The organism is Kosakonia radicincitans DSM 16656 (assembly GCF_000280495.2).
Taxonomy (GTDB): Bacteria; Pseudomonadota; Gammaproteobacteria; order Enterobacterales; family Enterobacteriaceae; genus Kosakonia; species Kosakonia radicincitans.
In genome coordinates, this window is the sequence record NZ_CP018016.1 from 162,851 (window position 1) to 179,920 (window position 17,070).

General features: G+C 55.0%; 14 protein-coding genes, 1 tRNA gene and 1 other RNA gene. 9 read left to right on the plus strand and 7 right to left on the minus strand.

Features of this window, described 5'->3' with window-relative positions:
* The first annotated feature begins 123 nt into the window (after positions 1-123).
* Positions 124-837, plus strand: coding sequence for a DUF3053 domain-containing protein (locus Y71_RS00790; RefSeq protein ID WP_007369555.1), 714 nt, complete (start codon positions 124-126; stop codon positions 835-837).
* Positions 838-903: 66 nt separating this feature from the next.
* Here the strand turns inward: Y71_RS00790 and ghrB are convergent, their stop codons facing one another.
* The 5 genes from ghrB to Y71_RS00815 all read right to left on the minus strand — a co-directional run bounded on the left by ghrB (position 904) and on the right by Y71_RS00815 (position 6,085).
* Complete coding sequence (ghrB, locus tag Y71_RS00795; protein WP_007369556.1) at positions 904-1,878, minus strand: glyoxylate/hydroxypyruvate reductase GhrB; 975 nt, start codon at positions 1,876-1,878, stop codon at positions 904-906.
* A complete protein-coding gene (locus Y71_RS00800) occupies positions 1,875-3,167 on the minus strand; it encodes an MFS transporter (protein ID WP_007369557.1) in 1,293 nt (430 codons plus the stop codon). Before Y71_RS00800 ends, ghrB begins: the two co-directional genes overlap by 4 nt.
* Positions 3,168-3,259: 92 nt before the next feature.
* The gene (locus tag Y71_RS00805; protein ID WP_007369558.1) at positions 3,260-4,201 is read right to left on the minus strand and encodes a sugar kinase; all 942 of its coding nucleotides are present in this window, start codon (positions 4,199-4,201) and stop codon (positions 3,260-3,262) included.
* Positions 4,194-4,955, minus strand: coding sequence for a sugar phosphate isomerase/epimerase family protein (locus Y71_RS00810; RefSeq protein ID WP_007369559.1), 762 nt, complete (start codon positions 4,953-4,955; stop codon positions 4,194-4,196). The genes Y71_RS00805 and Y71_RS00810 overlap by 8 nt, the downstream gene beginning before the upstream one ends.
* 113 nt (positions 4,956-5,068) lie before the next feature.
* Positions 5,069-6,085, minus strand: a complete 1,017-nt coding sequence (locus tag Y71_RS00815; RefSeq protein ID WP_007369560.1) for a LacI family DNA-binding transcriptional regulator — start codon at positions 6,083-6,085, stop codon at positions 5,069-5,071.
* A 205-nt stretch (positions 6,086-6,290) separates the two neighbouring features.
* Here Y71_RS00815 and Y71_RS00820 point away from each other — a divergent pair, with 205 nt between their 5' ends.
* On the plus strand, positions 6,291-8,621 hold the full coding sequence (locus Y71_RS00820; protein WP_007369561.1) for a molybdopterin guanine dinucleotide-containing S/N-oxide reductase: 2,331 nt from the start codon (positions 6,291-6,293) through the stop codon (positions 8,619-8,621).
* Here Y71_RS00820 and Y71_RS00825 read toward each other — a convergent pair.
* Together Y71_RS00825 and tag are read right to left on the minus strand one after the other, a co-directional pair.
* Positions 8,584-9,030, minus strand: a complete 447-nt coding sequence (locus Y71_RS00825; RefSeq protein WP_007369562.1) for an N-acetyltransferase — start codon at positions 9,028-9,030, stop codon at positions 8,584-8,586. The genes Y71_RS00820 and Y71_RS00825 overlap by 38 nt on opposite strands.
* Positions 9,011-9,589 (minus strand): DNA-3-methyladenine glycosylase I, encoded by a 579-nt coding sequence (tag, locus tag Y71_RS00830; RefSeq protein WP_007369563.1) that lies wholly within the window; start codon positions 9,587-9,589, stop codon positions 9,011-9,013. Before tag ends, Y71_RS00825 begins: the two co-directional genes overlap by 20 nt.
* Before the next feature lie 146 nt (positions 9,590-9,735).
* On the opposite strand from tag, the gene Y71_RS00835 reads away from it, so the two are divergent.
* The 7 genes from Y71_RS00835 (at position 9,736) to dppA (ending at position 16,949) form a co-directional block, all read left to right on the plus strand.
* Positions 9,736-10,425 (plus strand): autotransporter domain-containing protein, encoded by a 690-nt coding sequence (locus tag Y71_RS00835; protein WP_007369564.1) that lies wholly within the window; start codon positions 9,736-9,738, stop codon positions 10,423-10,425.
* A gap of 244 nt (positions 10,426-10,669) precedes the next feature.
* A complete protein-coding gene (locus tag Y71_RS00840) occupies positions 10,670-11,872 on the plus strand; it encodes an L-lactate MFS transporter (protein WP_007369566.1) in 1,203 nt (400 codons plus the stop codon).
* A 118-nt stretch (positions 11,873-11,990) separates the two neighbouring features.
* Positions 11,991-12,422: an organic hydroperoxide resistance protein gene (locus Y71_RS00845; protein WP_007369567.1), complete on the plus strand. Its 432-nt coding sequence runs from the start codon at positions 11,991-11,993 to the stop codon at positions 12,420-12,422.
* Positions 12,423-12,620: 198 nt separating this feature from the next.
* Positions 12,621-14,303 (plus strand): kdo(2)-lipid A phosphoethanolamine 7''-transferase, encoded by a 1,683-nt coding sequence (gene eptB / locus Y71_RS00850; protein WP_007369568.1) that lies wholly within the window; start codon positions 12,621-12,623, stop codon positions 14,301-14,303.
* A 91-nt stretch (positions 14,304-14,394) separates the two neighbouring features.
* Positions 14,395-14,471 (plus strand) — tRNA-Pro (locus Y71_RS00855).
* A gap of 37 nt (positions 14,472-14,508) precedes the next feature.
* A non-coding RNA gene (locus tag Y71_RS00860) (RtT sRNA) lies at positions 14,509-14,641 on the plus strand.
* A gap of 700 nt (positions 14,642-15,341) precedes the next feature.
* Entirely contained in the window at positions 15,342-16,949 is a 1,608-nt protein-coding gene (dppA, locus tag Y71_RS00875; RefSeq protein WP_035886750.1) for a dipeptide ABC transporter periplasmic-binding protein DppA, read from the plus strand.
* Positions 16,950-17,070 lie beyond the last annotated feature (121 nt).

Sequence of the window (17,070 nt, forward strand, 5' to 3'; positions counted from 1 at the left end):
TCGAATTCATCGTATTAAGAATGTAAGGAAAGGGTATCTTGCGAGGCGGACCTGGACTATCCTTGTAAGCCGTCAGGCACGCGTGTGCCGGTGTGCGCTTTTATGGGTGAAAGGAGTAATAAAATGGCGACAGGAAAGTCCTGCTCTCGCTGGTTTGCGCCTCTTGCGGCGTTATTAATGGTAGTTAGCCTGAGTGGGTGTTTCGATAAAGAAGGCGATCAGCGCAAGGCGTTTATCGACTTCCTGCAAAATACGGCGATGCGTAGCAGTGAACGTCTGCCCGCTCTGACAGCAGATCAGAAAAAACAGTTCGGTCCGTTTGTCTCTGATTATGCTGTGATTTATGGCTATTCCCAGCAGGTGAACCAGGCGATGGACTCCGGTCTGCGTCCGGTAGTGGACAGCGTTAACGCCATCCGGGTACCGCAGGATTATATGACCCAGCGTGAACCGCTTCGTCAGGCCAATGGCTCGCTCGGCGTACTTAGCCAGCAACTGCAGAATGCAAAAATGCAGGCGGATGCTTCCCACGCGGCGTTAAAACAGGCGGACGATCTCAAGCCGGTGTTTGACCAGGTGTATACCAAAGTGGTTACCAATCCGGCCAACGCACTGCAACCGCTGATCCCGGCGGCGCAGGTCTTCACTCAGCAACTGGTGCAGGTGGGCGACTTTATTGCCCAGCAGGATACGCAGGTGAGCTTTGTTGCTAACGGCATCCAGTTCCCGACGTCCCAGCAGGCCAGCCAGTATAACGCGCTGATTGCTCCGCTGGCGGCGCAGCATCAGGCGTTCAACCAGGCCTGGACCGCGACCGTTAACGCCACGCAGCAGTAAGCGGGCGCAGACAAAAAAAGAGGCGATTAATCGCCTCTTTTTTTATGTCCGCAGCAGGGTGAATCGTCAGCCTGCGACCTGCGGGTTGACGCAGTTTTTCTCCACCTTGCCATTGAGCGCGTCAATCAGGTTATCCACCGCGCAGGCCGCCATGTTGTAGCGTGTCTCGTGCGTTGCGGAGCCGATGTGCGGTAGCGCCACGACGTTGGGCAGTGACAGCAGCGGTGAATCAACGGGCAGCGGCTCTTTCTCGAAGACGTCCAGCCCGGCCGCATGGATTTCGCCGTTTTGCAGGGCTTCCACCAGCGCATTTTCATCCACTACCGGGCCGCGTCCGGCGTTAATGAAGATCGCCGATTTTTTCATCATTTCAAACTGCGCTTTACCGATCAGATGATGCGTCTCTTCGGTCAGAGGCAGCACCAGACACACAAAGTCGGACTCCTGCAACAGGGTATCGAGATCGCAATAGCGCGCCTGGAAGCGCGCTTCCGCTTCGGCGTGATGGCGACGCGCGTTATAGAGAATCGGCATGCCGAAACCAAAGTGCGCGCGTTGCGCCAGCGCCAGCCCGATACGACCCATCCCGATGATGCCCATTGTTTTGTGATGCACATCGATGCCGAACCAGTCTGCGCCAATACCGGATGTCCATTCCCCCGCTTTTACCCGCCCGGCGACCTCTACCACGCGGCGGGCGCTGCTCAGTACCAGCGCCATAATGGTATCGGCGACCGTTTCCGTCAGCACGGTCGGGGTATGCATCAATAAAATCTTACGTGCGTTCAGCGCGTCCACATCAAAGTTGTCATAGCCTACCGAGACCGTTGACGTCGCGCGCAACTGCGGCATTTTCTCCAGCAGCGCGGCATCGACTTTCTCGCTGGAACCCAGCAGCCCTTGCGCAGTGGCGAAAGCCTCAGCGTGCTGTTGCACCGTTTCCGGTTTCAGGTTGGCAACCTGGGTTACGGTGAAGTGCTCGGCCAGACGTTGTTGCAGGTCATCGGGTAAGGCTTTGTACAGGATGATAGACGGCTTCATGCGGTTCTCCCTTGTGATGGTGCGCCTGCCGGAATCTGCTTATTGTTAGCAGGCTTAACAATTAAAGTAAGCCACACAGAGGCGAAAAGTGCTACCCCCATGAAAATGTACGAGGCCGACGGGCTGCCGGTTGCGCCATTCAGGTAACCTACCACCCATGAGCCGCAGAATGAGCCGAGCGCGCCCATGCTGTTAATCAGCGCCATTGCGCCACCAGCGACGTTGCGCGGCAGCATTTCCGGGATGATGGCGAAGAACGGCCCGTATGGGGCATACATTGCGGCACCGGCAATCACCAGCAGGGTATAAGAGATCCAGAAATGGTTGGCGCCCACTGCCCATGAACCGATAAAGGCGAATGCGCCAATCAGCAGCAGCGGCCAGACAAACAGTTTACGGTTTTGCAGCTTATCGGAAGCCCAGGAGGCCAGGATCATTGCCAGCGTTGCGGCAAGGTACGGAACGGCAGAGAGCCAGCCTACTTCGACCATGCCGAGGTTTTCGCCGCCGCTGCGAATAATTGACGGCAGCCACAGTACAAAACCGTATACGCCAATGCTCCAGGCAAAATATTGCAGGCACAGCAGAACGACATTACGCGAGCGGAAGGCTTCACTGTAATTACGTACGGCTTTGATGCCCTGCTGCTCTTTTTCAAGCTGGGCCTGCAACGCCGCTTTCTCATCGCTGGAGAGCCACGCTACCTGCGCCGGTTTGTCTTTCACCAGCACCCACCAGCAAAACGCCCAGATCACTGCCGGAATGCCTTCAATAATGAACATTTCGCGCCAGCCGAAAGCCTGGATCAGATAGCCGGACACCACCGACATCCACAGTACTGTCACCGGGTTGCCGAGGATTAAGAAGGTATTGGCGCGTGAGCGTTCCGATTTGGTAAACCAGTTGCTGATGTAGATAAGCATCGCGGGCATGACCGCCGCTTCCACCACGCCGAGAATAAAGCGGATGGCGGCCAGCATTGGGATATTGCTGACGATACCGGTTAATGACGCACAGCCGCCCCACAAAATCAGGCAGATAAAAATCAGTTTGCGGACGCTGCGGCGCTCTGCATAAATCGCGCCGGGGATCTGGAAAAAGAAGTAGCCGAGAAAGAAGAGTGCGCCGAGCAGCGAAGAGATGCCTTTGGTGATGCCCAGGTCGTCATTGATACCGGCGGCGGAGGCGAAACTGAAGTTTGCACGGTCGAGATACGCCAGACTGTAAGTGATAAATACAATCGGCATGATGTACAGCCAGCGTTTGGACGAATTTGTCGCGTTACTCATAAGATTGCCTCTATGGTTGAGGTTACTTACCGCCTGTGTGTAGGGCACAGTGCGGCGGATGTTTTTGGTTGAATAACTTTCAGGCTTTACAACTACAACGCGCCTAACTGTGCGCGTGTCGGCAATCCTTCGCTGTCGCCCGGCACCTGAATGGCCATCGCGCCGATGGCGTTACCCCGGCGTACCGCTTCAGGCAGGGTTTTATCTTCCAGCAGCGCGCTCAGTACGCCCACGGCGAAACCATCCCCGGCACCGACCGTATCGACAACATTTTCCACTTTGACCGGCGGCACCGCGCCCTGCTCACCGCTGGCGGTTTTAAACCATGCGCCATCGGCGCCCGTTTTGATCACCACCGCCTGAACGCCGCGCTGCAGATAGAAATCGGCGATCCCTTCCGGTGTGCGCTGGCCGGTCAGAATGACACCCTCTTTCAGCCCCGGCAGCACCCAATCGGACTGAAAGGCGAGGCGGTTCAGTTTCTCCACCATTTCGGCTTCGCTGTTCCACAACACCGGGCGCAGATTCGGATCGAACGAAATGGTTTTGTTTTGTGCTTTCATCCGCGCGACGGCATGTTCCAGCAGCGCATATGAGGTTGCAGACAGCGCAGCCGCCACGCCGCTGATGTGCAAATGGCGCGCCTGGCTAAAGATGTCGGCGTTAAAATCCTCCGGCGACAGATGGCTGGCCGCAGAGCCCTTACGGAAATACTCCACGATGGGATCGGTTCCATTTTCGGCTTTAGATTTAAGCTGAAACCCGGTAGCGAAGCGCCCATCCAGCGTCACGCAACGGGTATCAATTCCCTCCTGGCGCAGCGTATTGAGGATGAAACGCCCGAAGCTGTCATCGCCGACGCGGCTGACCCAACTGACTTTCAAACCCAGCCGCGACAGGCCCGTCGCCACATTCAGTTCTGCGCCTGCCGCGCGTTTAATAAAGTGTCCGGCCCCGGCGAGGTCGCCGGTTTCGGTGGCGACAAACATGGCCATTGCTTCGCCAATAGTGATGACATCCAGCGCGTTATGCATGGCGTGGCTCCTTACGTAACTGTTCAACGTAATGACGGGTAACGGCGATCAGGTCGTCGCCCTGCAGGGGGAATTCAATACCGCGCGGCGCGTCGGCGGGCAGGTTATCCAGCAGCGCCAGCCAGCGGGCATCGGCTTCATCCGGCGGTACGGCGCGAAAAGTGTGCCCATGAACGACAGCCGCTTTGACGTGGATATAGCTGACCGCTGGCGCCAGATGGCGGGCAGCTTCTTCGGGTGAATCACCGACCCACAACCAGTTGCCAGTATCGAATGTCAGCGTCACCGGCAGCGAGAGGGTATGGCAGGCAGCTTTAAAGCGCAGCATCGGCGCAAGTTTGCCGCAGTCCGTCTGGTCGTTTTCCACCACCAGCGGCACCGGGCCGGTCAGTAGCCAGTCGCGCAGCGTTGCCAGTACCGCCTGATCGGTAAAATGGCCCAGCGAGACTTTCAACCAGCGGGCTTTAAGCGTATGGGCTTCGTGCAGCAAAGCGGGTAAACGAGGATTGAGCGCGCCATCCGCCAGGCACAGTGGCTCCGGCGCGGAGTAACAAGCTTGCAGATTGTGCATTTCAATGGCGAACGCCAGCGAGGACAAATGGCCGATCTCTTCGCTGCTCAGCAGCTCGCGGCGGATTTCTACGCCGTCAGCTCCGGCGGCGGCGATAACGGGCAGCAGGGCCATCTGCCCGCCCATTGCGTGGATCGTGTCATGACCGTATGCGGCGGTAACAACGATAATTTTTCTCGGCATACTCCGGCTCCCCGGCAAAGACAGCAAATAGGTTCTGTCTTTAACGCTAGATGGAACCGGTTCCAAAGAAAAGCGCGGTATGTTGAATTTATGATCGCTATCACGCAGTGTCGTTAACGAGACGTGGAGCCGCGGACGATCAGTTCGCCGGAAAATACCTGCTCGCGCACCGTGTCGCTCTGGCCTTCAATGCGTCGTACCACCTGCTCTACAGCGGCGTAACCGATTTGCCAGGTTGGCTGTTTAAGCGTGGTAATGCCCACGCCCGCCAGCTCAGCCCACTCCAGCTCGTCAAAACCGAGCAGGCCGATGTCGCTGCCCCAGTTCAGGCCGATGCGTTTGAGTGAACGCGCTACCTGTAAGGTCAGCGCGCCGTTGGCGGAGATCACCGCTTTGCGCATCCCGCGGTGGCGGGCATGGAACTGGCGCAGGGCATTGTCCAGTAGTGCAGCTTCATGCAGCGGCACTTCGGCGTTTTCCGCCACCACGCCCGGATAGCGGGCAAGGGTAGCGCGAAAGGCGCTGAGCCGCTCGCGGCGGGTGTTTACCGTTCCCAGCGGTTCGCTGAGGAAGAGTAACGCCTCAAAACCCTGTTCAATCAGGTGCTCTGTGGCCGTGGTGGCGGCCTGGGTGTTATCCAGCCCAACCACATCGCAGGCGAAATCAGGGATTTTACGGTCAATCAATACCATCGGCAGGGCGGATTGTTGCAGCCGGTTTAACCCCTCTTCGCGCATGCCGACCGCATTCACCACAATGCCTTCTACCTGATAACTGCGCAGCAGGTCGAGGTAATGCAGCTCCTGATCCAGCTCGTTGTTGGTATTACAGACCAGCGGCGTAAACCCTTTTTCCCGGCAGGCAGCTTCGATACCGCTTAGCACATGCACTGAATAGGGGTTGGTGATATCGGCGATAATCAGGCCGATAAGGCGGGTTCGGCCGCGCTTAAGGCCACGCGCCATCAGGCTGGGGCGATAATCCAGATCGGCAATGGCTTGCTCAATACGCGCCAACAAGTCAGCCGACAGCAGATGCCTTTCACCGTTAAGGTAACGCGAAATGCTGGTTTTCCCCGTTTTCGCTGCTTTTGCCACATCGCTGATGGTTGGGCGTGCCGTTTTCGCCATTGCTGCTTCCCTCGCCGTAAATGATTGTCCACACCTTAGCGCGAAATCGCGGGCAATCAAGCACTAACACAGGCATATCACCCGGAGTGTGCGCGTAATGACGTTTAATTCTTTGCGATTACACCGCGGCTGTGGATGATAGAGCGAACAGAACATCAGAGCGGCATCGTGCCGCCATCACCTGCAAGCTATTCAGGAGCGCGCTTTGGCAAACCCTGCTATCAAAACAGTTCTTACGGCGGCCCACTGGGGGCCGATGCTGGTCGATACCGACGGTGAAAACGTGCTCGCTTCGCGCGGTGCGCTACCGACTCGCCATCCGAACTCACTGCAAACCGTGGTGCAGGAGCAGGTGCACAGCCCGACGCGCGTGCGCTATCCGATGGTGCGCAAAGGCTTTCTCGCTTCGCCGTCCAATCCGCAGGGTGTGCGCGGGCAGGACGAATTTGTGCGTGTGAGCTGGGAGGATGCGCTGGCGCTGATCCACGCCCAGCACAAACGGATTCGCGACAGCTACGGCCCGTCGTCTATTTTTGCCGGCTCCTACGGCTGGCGCTCCAACGGCGTGCTGCATAAAGCGGCGACGCTGTTGCAACGCTATATGAGCCTGGCGGGCGGTTACACGGGCCATCTGGGTGATTATTCCACTGGCGCGGCGCAGGCCATCATGCCGCACGTCGTCGGCAGCAACGAAGTCTATCAGCAGCAAACCAGTTGGCCGTTGATTCTGGAGCACAGCGAAGTGGTGGTGCTGTGGAGCGCAAACCCGCTCAACACTCTGAAAATTGCCTGGAATGCGACCGACGAACAGGGCATTCCTTACTTTGATGCGCTGCGTAAAAGCGGCAAGCGGGTGATCTGTATCGATCCGATGCGATCGGAGACCGTTGATTTCTTTGGCGAGAGCATGGAGTGGATTGCTCCGCATATGGGAACCGATGTTGCCCTGATGCTGGGCATCGCCCATACGCTGGTGGAAAATGGCTGGCAGGATGACGATTTCCTGGCCCGCTGCACAGAAGGTTACCCCACGTTTGCCGCCTACCTGACCGGCGAGCAGGACGGCGTCGCGAAAACGGCAGAATGGGCAGCGGCAATTTGCGGCATTGATGCGGCGAAAATCCGCGAACTGGCGCAACTTTTTCATGAAAATACCACAATGCTGATGTCCGGCTGGGGTATGCAGCGCCAGCAGTATGGTGAGCAGAAACACTGGATGCTGGTCACGCTCGCCGCCATGATCGGGCAGATTGGTACGCCCGGCGGCGGTTTTGGTCTCTCTTACCATTTTGCCAACGGCGGTAACCCGACGCGGCGCGCAGCCGTGCTGGCATCGATGCAGGGCACGGTGCAGGGCGGCGTTGACGCGGTGGATAAAATCCCGGTCGCCCGCATTGTGGAAGCGCTGGAAAACCCCGGCGCACCGTATCAGCACAATGGCATGGACAGGCACTTCCCACAGATCCGTTTTGTCTGGTGGGCCGGCGGTGCGAACTTTACCCATCATCAGGATACCAATCGCCTGATCCGCGCCTGGCAGAAGCCGGAGCTGGTGGTGATTTCGGAGTGTTTCTGGACAGCAGCGGCGAAGCATGCGGACATCGTTCTGCCTGCCACCACCTCGTTCGAGCGCAACGATCTGACGATGACCGGCGATTACAGCAATCAACATCTGGTGCCGATGAAGCGCGTGGTTGCTCCGCAGTATGAAGCGCGCGATGACTGGGAGGTGTTTGCCGAGCTGAGCGAGCGCTGGGAAACGGGCGGCCGCGAGCGTTTTACCGAAGGCAAAAGCGAGCTTCAGTGGCTGGAAACCTTTTACAATATTGCCGCTGAGCGCGGTGCCAGCCAGCAGGTGACGCTACCGCCGTTTGCCGAATTCTGGGAAGCAAACCAGCTCATTGAGATGCCGGAAAGCGATCAGAATGCCCGGTTTGTGCGCTTTGCCGATTTCCGTCGCGATCCTGCACAGTTCCCGCTGAAGACGCCGAGCGGCAAAATCGAAATCTTCTCGGAGCGCATTCGTAGCTTTGGTTACGCTGATTGTCCGCCGCATCCGATGTGGCTGGAGCCGGACGAATGGCACGGTAATGCCGAACCGGATCAGTTGCAGGTGCTGTCGGCTCATCCGGCGCATCGTCTGCACAGTCAGCTTAACTTTACCCGTTTGCGTGAACAGTATGCTGTTGCTGGCCACGAACCCATTACCCTGCATCCTGCCGATGCGCAGGCGCGCGGAATTGTCGCGGGCGATGTTGTGCGCGTATGGAATGCGCGTGGGCAGGTTCTGGCGGGGGCGGTGGTGACCGAGGGTATCAAGCCTGGCGTGATCTGTATTCACGAAGGCGACTGGCCGGACCTGGAGCCTGCGGCGGGCGGCATCTGTAAAAACGGCGCCGTGAACGTGCTGACCAAAGATCTGCCCAGCTCGCGCCTGGGCAATGGTTGTGCAGGAAACACGGCGCTGGCATGGGTAGAGAAGTATACCGGCCCGGCGCTTACGCTGACGGCCTTTGATCCGCCTGCCAGTTCATGATCCACGTCGGGTGGCGGGTCTCTTCCTGCCAGGCGCTCTCTTCAATACGAAAGCCCTGCGCATGGTAGAACTTCACCGCCCGTTCGTTTTTCTGATACACCTCCAGGCTTAGCCAACGAAAGCGCTGTTTGACGTGATTCATCAGCGCTTTGCCAATTCCCTGGCCAATGGCGGCAGGGCGCACGAACAGCGCCCCGATAAATTGTTCATCCATCACGCTGATAAACCCTTCCAGCTCGCCATGCGCTTCCCAGACCCAGGTTTTCGCCGACGGGAGATAGGCATTACGCACCAGCGCTTCGCTCTCCTGCCAGTAGCGTGTGTCGATAAACGGGTGAGCAAAACAGGTGCTTTCCATCCACAGCGTCAGCAGAGGCGATAAATCCCGGCTATGCCACGCGCGGATCATGCATGCCTCCGGGGTGGCAAAAGCAGCCGGTAATATGGTCATTGACCAGACCGCAGGCCTGCATAAACGAGTAGCAAATGGTGGTGCCGACGAATTTAAAGCCGCGCTTTTTCAGCGCCTTTGATAAAGCATCTGACGCTGCTGTCGAAGTTGGAATTTCGCCGAGCGTCGCCGCTTGGGTGATTTGCGGCGTGTTATCGACAAACCCCCAGACAAATTCTGAAAATGACTCGCCGTTTTGCGCCATTGCCAGGTATGCGCGGGCGTTGCCAATAATGGCTTCTATCTTGCCGCGATGGCGAATGATGCCGGCATTTTGCAGCAGAATCTCCACATCTTCTGCGCTCATCGCCGCTACGCGTTCAGGATCGAATTGATGAAAAGCCGCGCGATAATTCTCCCGTTTTTTCAATACGGTAATCCATGACAGCCCGGCTTGTTGCCCTTCCAGGCAGATCATTTCAAACAGCTTTTTACCATCCCTTTGCGCGACGCCCCACTCGGTATCATGGTACGTGAGATACAGAGGATCCTGAGTAACCCAACCACAACGCTGCATATTCTTACTCCATTTATGCCTGGTAAAATAAACGTCCGCCTGCCTTGACGCGCACAACAGAAAGACAATATTTAGTAAAGGGCTTTAGCCCATAAACAATCATAACGAATACGCCGGATTCGGCTCTTCTCTGGAGTCGCAACTTGATGAAAATAAAAAACAGTGGCCTTCCGCTGGCGCTGCTGCCTGCGTGTCTGCTTTTTGCTCAGACGGCGGCGGCGTGGCAGCAAGAATATATAGTTACCGACCCGCAAAGTACCGCGACCGAACGCTATACCTGGGATAGCGAACGACAACCACGTTATAACGATATTCTGGAAGAGCGTATCCGCTCTGCGCAAAATTCGCCGGGTATTGCGCTGAATTTGCCGGATGACACACCGCTAGATCCGATCACTACCATGAGTATTGGCTGGAATATTCCGCTGGTCAGCAGCGTTACCACCGGCCCGGTTGCGGCCTGGCATTACGATGGCTCAGCCACGTCAATGTATAACGAATTTGGCGACAGCGCGACCACCGCGCAGTACAGCGATCCTTTATGGCACGCCAGTGTTAGCTCGCTTGGATGGCGCGTAGACAGCCGTTTTGGCGACCTTCGCCCGTGGGCGCAAATCAGCTTCAATCAGCAGTTCGGCGATAATGTCTGGAAAAACCAGTCCGGGCTTAATCGCTTAACGGCGGCGAATCAGTACGGTAACTGGATGGATGTGACTTTAGGCGCCGATATGCTGCTGAATCCACACCTTGCCGCTTATGCGTCGTTATCGCAGTCGGAAAATGTAACGCTGGGGCAACATTATTTATACAGTATGGGCGTTAGTGCACGTTTTTGAAGCACGCTTAAAACAAACTTTTTACACTTAAGAAACAATAGCTGGCACGTTTCTTATTGATAGTATGTACTAACTTACCTTGATTTATTGATGGCATGAAATTTCACTGTGTCATTCATTCCCGCTTAGATGCATTTCATTCCTCCTCTGCTGCATTTCATGCCTTTTTTCACCAGGCATGAAATGCGCTTCGTTATGGTTGTCGGCAGTGAAACTTCTCATTTATTTCTGCAGGACAACTGCCATGAAAACTTCAACTGCTAATCACACTCGCTGGCTGACGCTGATCGGGACCATTATTACGCAATTCGCGTTAGGGTCTGTTTATACCTGGAGCCTGTTCAACAGCTCGCTGGCGGAAAAACTGAACGAGCCCGTCAGTCAGATTGCGTTCTCTTTCGGTTTGTTGAGCCTTGGCCTTGCGCTTTCCTCCTCTATTGCCGGGAAATTGCAGGAGCGCTTTGGCGTGAAACGCGTCACCATAGCTTCCGGTATTCTGCTGGGTCTGGGGTTCTTCCTGACCGCGCACTCCAACAACCTGTTGATGCTGTGGATGAGCGCAGGCGTGCTGGTGGGTTTGGCAGATGGCGCGGGTTATCTGTTAACGCTCTCGAACTGCGTGAAATGGTTCCCGGAACGTAAGGGCCTGATTTCTGCCTTCTCTATTGGTTCTTACGGCCTCGGCAGCCTCGGTTTTAAATTCATCGACAGCCACTTGCTGGCAAGTGTTGGCCTGGAAAAAACCTTTATGATCTGGGGCCTGATTACGCTGGTGATGATTGTCTTCGGCGCAACCCTGATGACCGATGCGCCGCTGCAGAAAGCTGCGACCGTGAATGGTGTTGTTGCAAACGACTTCACCCTGGCGCAGTCCATGCGTAAACCGCAATACTGGATGCTGGCTGTTATGTTCCTCACCGCCTGCATGAGCGGCCTGTATGTGATTGGTGTTGCGAAAGATATCGCCCAGGGCATGGTTCATCTGGATGTCGCAACAGCGGCGAATGCGGTTACCATTATCGCCATTGCTAACCTCAGCGGTCGCCTGGTGCTCGGCATTCTCTCTGATAAAATTGCCCGTATCCGTGTGATTACTATCGGTCAGGTGATTTCGCTGGTCGGTATGGCGGCTCTGCTGTTCGCACCGCTGAATGCGACTACATTCTTTGCAGCCATTGCCTGTGTTGCCTTTAACTTCGGCGGTACGATCACCGTCTTCCCGTCGCTGGTCAGCGAGTTCTTCGGCCTCAACAACCTGGCGAAAAACTACGGTGTGATTTACCTGGGCTTCGGTATCGGCAGTATCTGTGGTTCGCTGATTGCGTCGGTGTTTGGCGGCTTCTATGTCACCTTCTGCGTTATCTTCGCACTGCTGATTCTTTCGCTGGCGCTCTCCACCACCATTCGTCAGCCGCAGCGTAGCGTGTATAAAGAAGCGCACGCCTGATCGCGAACCGACAACATGAAAAGCCGCCGTTTTGGCGGTTTTTCTGTCTCTGCCGCCAACCTTCTCCAGAGCGTCTATCCTTATTGGTCAGGTTCTTCCCTACTGAAGGAGTCTATAGATGTCTTTAGAAAAAGTAGTTTATCGCGCTAAAGCAAAAGCAACCGGTGGCCGTGATGGTCGTGCCACCTCCTCTGACGGCGTTCTGGATGTAAAACTTGGCGTACCCAAAGAGATGGGCGGTGCTGGCGGTGAAGTCACTAACCCGGAGCAGCTTTTTGCCGCAGGTTATTCAGCCTGTTTCCTTGGAGCGCTGAAACATGTTGCCTCGGTAGAGAAAAAGAAAGTACCGCAGGATGCTTACATTGAAGGACAAGTTGGCATTGGGCCACTACCGACCGGGTTTGGTATTGAAGCGCAGCTGGATATTCACTTGCCGGGTATGGATCATCAGGAAGCCGAAGCGCTGGTACAAAAAGCCCATATTGTGTGTCCTTACTCCAACGCAACGCGTGGCAACATTGACGTAAAACTTAACGTGATTACCTCCTGATAACGCTCTTTCGTGCTAAATTTCTGACGCCAGCCATATATTTTGTAAATATATGGCTGGTTAAGCTTTCCGCATGACACTTTTCCGCCCCGCTATGGTCTACTTACCACGCTTCAGAAGTTTCCGCTGTTAACTTCCGCTGCCAATTAATAGCCTGCCTGAGTCAGGATTTTTCCCCTTAGTTGTAGAGTTGCTTGCATGAGTTATATCAAAACAATGACGCAGCAGAAGCTGAGCTTCCTGCTAGCGCTATATATCGGTCTGTTTATGAATAGCGCGGTTTTTTTCCGTCGGTTTGATGGATATGCGCAATCCTTCACTGCGTTGAAAGGTATCTCCGCAGTTGTTGAACTCGTTGGTACGGTACTGGTCACTTTCTTTTTATTACGCCTGTTGTCGCTGACGGGGCGCCGTGTCTGGCGCGTGCTGGCTTCGCTGGTGGTTGTGTGCTCTGCGGCTGCCAGCTATTACATGACGTTTCTCAACGTGGTGATTGGCTATGGCATCATTGCTTCGGTCATGACCACGGATATCGATCTCTCCAAAGAAGTGGTGGGCTGGCAGCTTATTGTCTGGATGGTGGCAGTGAGCGCGCTGCCGTTGCTGCTGATTTGGGGCAACCGCTGCCGCTTTACGCTGCTGAACGAGCTGCGTACGCCGGGGATGCGCATTCGCAGTCTGGGCCTGGTGCTGTTGGCGGGGTTGCTGGTCTGGGGGCCAATCCGTCTGCTGGACATGGAGCAGAAACAGGCCGAGCGGACGTCAAAGGTTGATATGCCGAGCTATGGCGGGGTAGTGGCGAACTCCTATCTGCCGTCAAACTGGCTCTCTGCGCTGGGGCTGTATGCCTGGGCACAGGTGGATGAATCCTCCGGCAATAAATCGCTGATCAACCCGGCGACGAAGTTTACCTATGTCGCGCCAAAAGATATCGATGATACCTGGGTGGTATTCATTATTGGCGAGACCACGCGTTGGGATCATATGGGGCTGCTGGGTTACTCCCGCGATACCACGCCGAAGCTGGCGAAGGAGAAGAACCTCGTGGCGTTTCGCGGTTACTCATGCGACACCGCGACCAAGCTCTCTCTGCGCTGTATGTTTGTGCGTGAAGGCGGCGCGGAAGATAACCCGCAGCGCACGCTGAAAGAGCAAAACGTCTTTGCCGTGCTTAAACAACTGGGCTTCGCCAGCGATTTGTACGCCATGCAGAGCGAGATGTGGTTCTACAGCAATACCATGGCCGACAACATTGCTTATCGCGAGCAGATTGGTGCGGAGCCGCGTAACCGTGGCAGAAGCGTGGACGATATGCTGCTTGTCGATGAAATGCAGAATTCGCTGGACAATAAATCCGCAGGTAAGCATTTGATTATTATGCATACCAAAGGCTCACACTTTAACTATACCCAGCGTTATCCGCGCAACTTTGCGCAGTGGACGCCAGAGTGTGTCGGCGTCGATGACAAGTGCAGCAAAGCAGAGCTGATAAACTCCTTCGATAACTCTGTCAGCTATGTGGATTACTTTATTGATAGCGTGATTGATAAGATGCGCGACCGGAAAGCGATCATTTTCTATGCCGCTGACCACGGGGAGTCGATCAATGAAAAGGAGCATCTGCACGGTACGCCGCGCAAAATGGCGCCACCGGAGCAGTTCCGCGTGCCGATGATGGTGTGGATGTCCGACAAGTATCTTGAGGATCCGCAAAAGGCGCAGATGTTTGCTCAGCTTAAGCAGCAGGCAGCGTTTAAAACGCCGCGTCGCCATGTTGAACTGTACGACACCATTATGGGTTGCCTCGGTTATACCTCGCCAAATGGCGGTATTAACGAGAACAATAACTGGTGCCATTTGCCGGCTCAGGCGGCGAAGTAAGCGCTCTGCTGGCTTTATCGCCAGTCAGTATGGTTTTTTACATTAGGGGATTGACGGGGTAGCTTCACGGCAGTAAGATGCGCCCCGCATTCGGTGATTGGCGCAGCCTGGTAGCGCACTTCGTTCGGGACGAAGGGGTCGGAGGTTCGAATCCTCTATCACCGACCAAATTCAAAAAAGCCCAACCGCAAGGTTGGGTTTTTTGCTTTCCGGCCTCGAAAAGAGGATGAGAACCTCCGGGGGAAGAGGTTCGACTCGAGCATCGCGAGAGAACGTTGCTTCAGAAACGGCCCGCAGGGCGAGCCACACAGTGGCGGGTCATCCTCTATCACCGACCAAATTCAGAAAAACCCAACCGCAAGGTTGGGTTTTTTGCTTTCTGCATCCTGGAAAATAGCCTGAAGGCCGCTTCGCCTTACCGGCCTGGCGCGATCCCGTAGACCGGACAATCGCAGCGCCAGCCGGCGAAATTATCGAAAATCTCCGTTATCCCCACTTCTCGCTACCAGTTCACAATTTTGTACGATATTCCATTGTATTTTTTTATATATGTTTGGATCTTTTTTCGCGTTGCTTATGGATAATGACAGCATTTTTCGCTGTGCGTTTTAGCGTTCATGGCATTAATCGCTCAGATAATCATCATTCTGCAAGAAATTTTTCATAATCTGCATGAAAGTTAAGCACTGGATTTTGGTGGTTAATGAGCGAATTATTCTGCTGCCTCGGCGCTAGCACAAATTTCCCTGCTGAAAATAGAGGCTTGAAGTTTTTTTAAACTTTGTTTACCGATTCTCACCGTCGTTGTAAATCCCGATTACCTGTATTGACGTTTTGACATTCTGTTGACAGATTGTAGGGCATGAGGGGCATTTCAAGGAGAATCTGCACTGCAACTCAGTCAACCTTGTGAAAGGAATCCCCATCTCTCATAACGCCTTCGGGCACAACCGACCAGACCGGGTAAAAAACTAATAAAGGTCTGTCGGACATACCCACTGCATGGGTAACAACACATATCACATTGGAGCAGAATCAATGAGTATTTCCTTGAAGAAGTCAGGGATGCTGAAGCTCGGTCTTAGCCTGGTGGCCATGACCGTCGCGGCAAGCGTGCAGGCTAAAACCCTGGTTTATTGTTCTGAAGGCTCGCCTGAAGGCTTTAACCCACAGCTTTTCACCTCTGGTACCACCTATGATGCCAGCTCCGTACCGATTTATAACCGTCTGGTGGAATTCAAAATCGGCACCACGGAAGTGATTCCTGGCCTGGCTGAGAAGTGGGAAATCAGCGCTGATGGCAAAACCTACACTTTCCACCTGCGTAAAGGCGTGAAGTGGCAGGACAACAAAGACTTCAAACCGACGCGCGATTTCAACGCGGATGACGTGGTGTTCTCCTTTGACCGTCAGAAAAACGATCAGAACCCGTACCATAAAGTCTCTGGCGGCAGCTACGAATATTTCGAAGGCATGGGTCTGCCTGACCTGATTAGCGAAGTGAAGAAAGTCGACGACAATACCGTTCAGTTCGTGCTGACCCGTCCGGAATCGCCGTTCCTGGCCGACCTGGCAATGGACTTCGCTTCTATTCTCTCCAAAGAGTACGCGGACAACATGCTGAAAGCCGGTACGCCGGAGAAAGTGGACCTCGACCCGATCGGTACCGGTCCGTTCCAGTTGCTGCAATATCAGAAAGATTCCCGCATCCTGTACAAAGCGTTTGACGGTTTCTGGGGCACCAAGCCGAAAATCGATCGTCTGGTCTTCTCCATCACCCCGGATGCTTCCGTACGTTATGCCAAACTGCAGAAAAACGAGTGCCAGGTTATGCCGTACCCGAACCCGGCGGATATCGCTCGTATGAAGCAGGACAAAAACATCACGCTGATGGAGCAGGCTGGCCTGAACGTTGGCTACATGTCCTTCAACACCGAGAAGAAACCGTTTGATGACGTGAAAGTGCGTCAGGCGCTGACTTACGCGGTGAACAAAGAAGCGATCATCAAAGCGGTATACCAGGGCGCTGGCGTGGCGGCGAAAAACCTGATCCCGCCGACCATGTGGGGCTATAACGACGACGTTAAAGACTACACCTACGATCCGGAGAAGGCGAAACAGCTGCTGAAAGAAGCCGGTCAGGATAAAGGCTTTACCGTTGAACTGTGGGCGATGCCGGTACAGCGTCCGTACAACCCGAACGCTCGCCGTATGGCTGAGATGATTCAGGCTGACTGGGCGAAAGTCGGCGTACAAGCCAAAATCGTGACCTACGAGTGGGGTGAATACCTGAAGCGCGCGAAAGCGGGCGAACACCAGGCAGTCATGATGGGCTGGACCGGCGACAACGGGGATCCGGATAACTTCTTCGCCACCCTGTTCAGTTGCGCAGCGGCGAAAGACGGTTCTAACTACTCTCGCTGGTGCTACAAGCCGTTTGAAGATCTGATTCAACCGGCTCGCGCAACCGACGATCACAACAAGCGTGTTGAACTCTACAAGCAGGCTCAGGTAGTGATGCATGACCAGGCTCCGGCGCTGATCGTCGCTCACTCCACCGTGTATGAGCCGGTGCGTAAAGAAGTCAAAGGCTATGTTGTTGATCCGTTAGGCAAACACCACTTCGAAAACGTGTCTGTCGAATAATAAGCACGATAGCTACCCTCTCTCCTTTCCGGGAGAGGGGGTAAAGCGTTTTCCCTCTGCGGAGGGAATTCCTGTTTGTGAGCAATACAGACGCGCCGCCGCCAGGCGCTGCGTCACTACT

Coding starts and splice junctions, on each gene's coding strand:
- tag (WP_007369563.1), bottom strand. CDS start 9,589: ATGCAGCGTTGTGGTTGGGTTACTCAGGATCCTCTGTATCTCACGTAC.
- Y71_RS00815 (WP_007369560.1), bottom strand. CDS start 6,085: ATGGCGAAAACGGCACGCCCAACCATCAGCGATGTGGCAAAAGCAGCG.
- ghrB (WP_007369556.1), bottom strand. CDS start 1,878: ATGAAGCCGTCTATCATCCTGTACAAAGCCTTACCCGATGACCTGCAA.
- Y71_RS00825 (WP_007369562.1), bottom strand. CDS start 9,030: ATGATCCGCGCGTGGCATAGCCGGGATTTATCGCCTCTGCTGACGCTG.
- Y71_RS00845 (WP_007369567.1), top strand. CDS start 11,991: ATGTCTTTAGAAAAAGTAGTTTATCGCGCTAAAGCAAAAGCAACCGGT.
- Y71_RS00790 (WP_007369555.1), top strand. CDS start 124: ATGGCGACAGGAAAGTCCTGCTCTCGCTGGTTTGCGCCTCTTGCGGCG.
- Y71_RS00800 (WP_007369557.1), bottom strand. CDS start 3,167: ATGAGTAACGCGACAAATTCGTCCAAACGCTGGCTGTACATCATGCCG.
- Y71_RS00840 (WP_007369566.1), top strand. CDS start 10,670: ATGAAAACTTCAACTGCTAATCACACTCGCTGGCTGACGCTGATCGGG.
- Y71_RS00810 (WP_007369559.1), bottom strand. CDS start 4,955: ATGCCGAGAAAAATTATCGTTGTTACCGCCGCATACGGTCATGACACG.
- Y71_RS00835 (WP_007369564.1), top strand. CDS start 9,736: ATGAAAATAAAAAACAGTGGCCTTCCGCTGGCGCTGCTGCCTGCGTGT.
- eptB (WP_007369568.1), top strand. CDS start 12,621: ATGAGTTATATCAAAACAATGACGCAGCAGAAGCTGAGCTTCCTGCTA.
- Y71_RS00805 (WP_007369558.1), bottom strand. CDS start 4,201: ATGCATAACGCGCTGGATGTCATCACTATTGGCGAAGCAATGGCCATG.
- dppA (WP_035886750.1), top strand. CDS start 15,342: ATGAGTATTTCCTTGAAGAAGTCAGGGATGCTGAAGCTCGGTCTTAGC.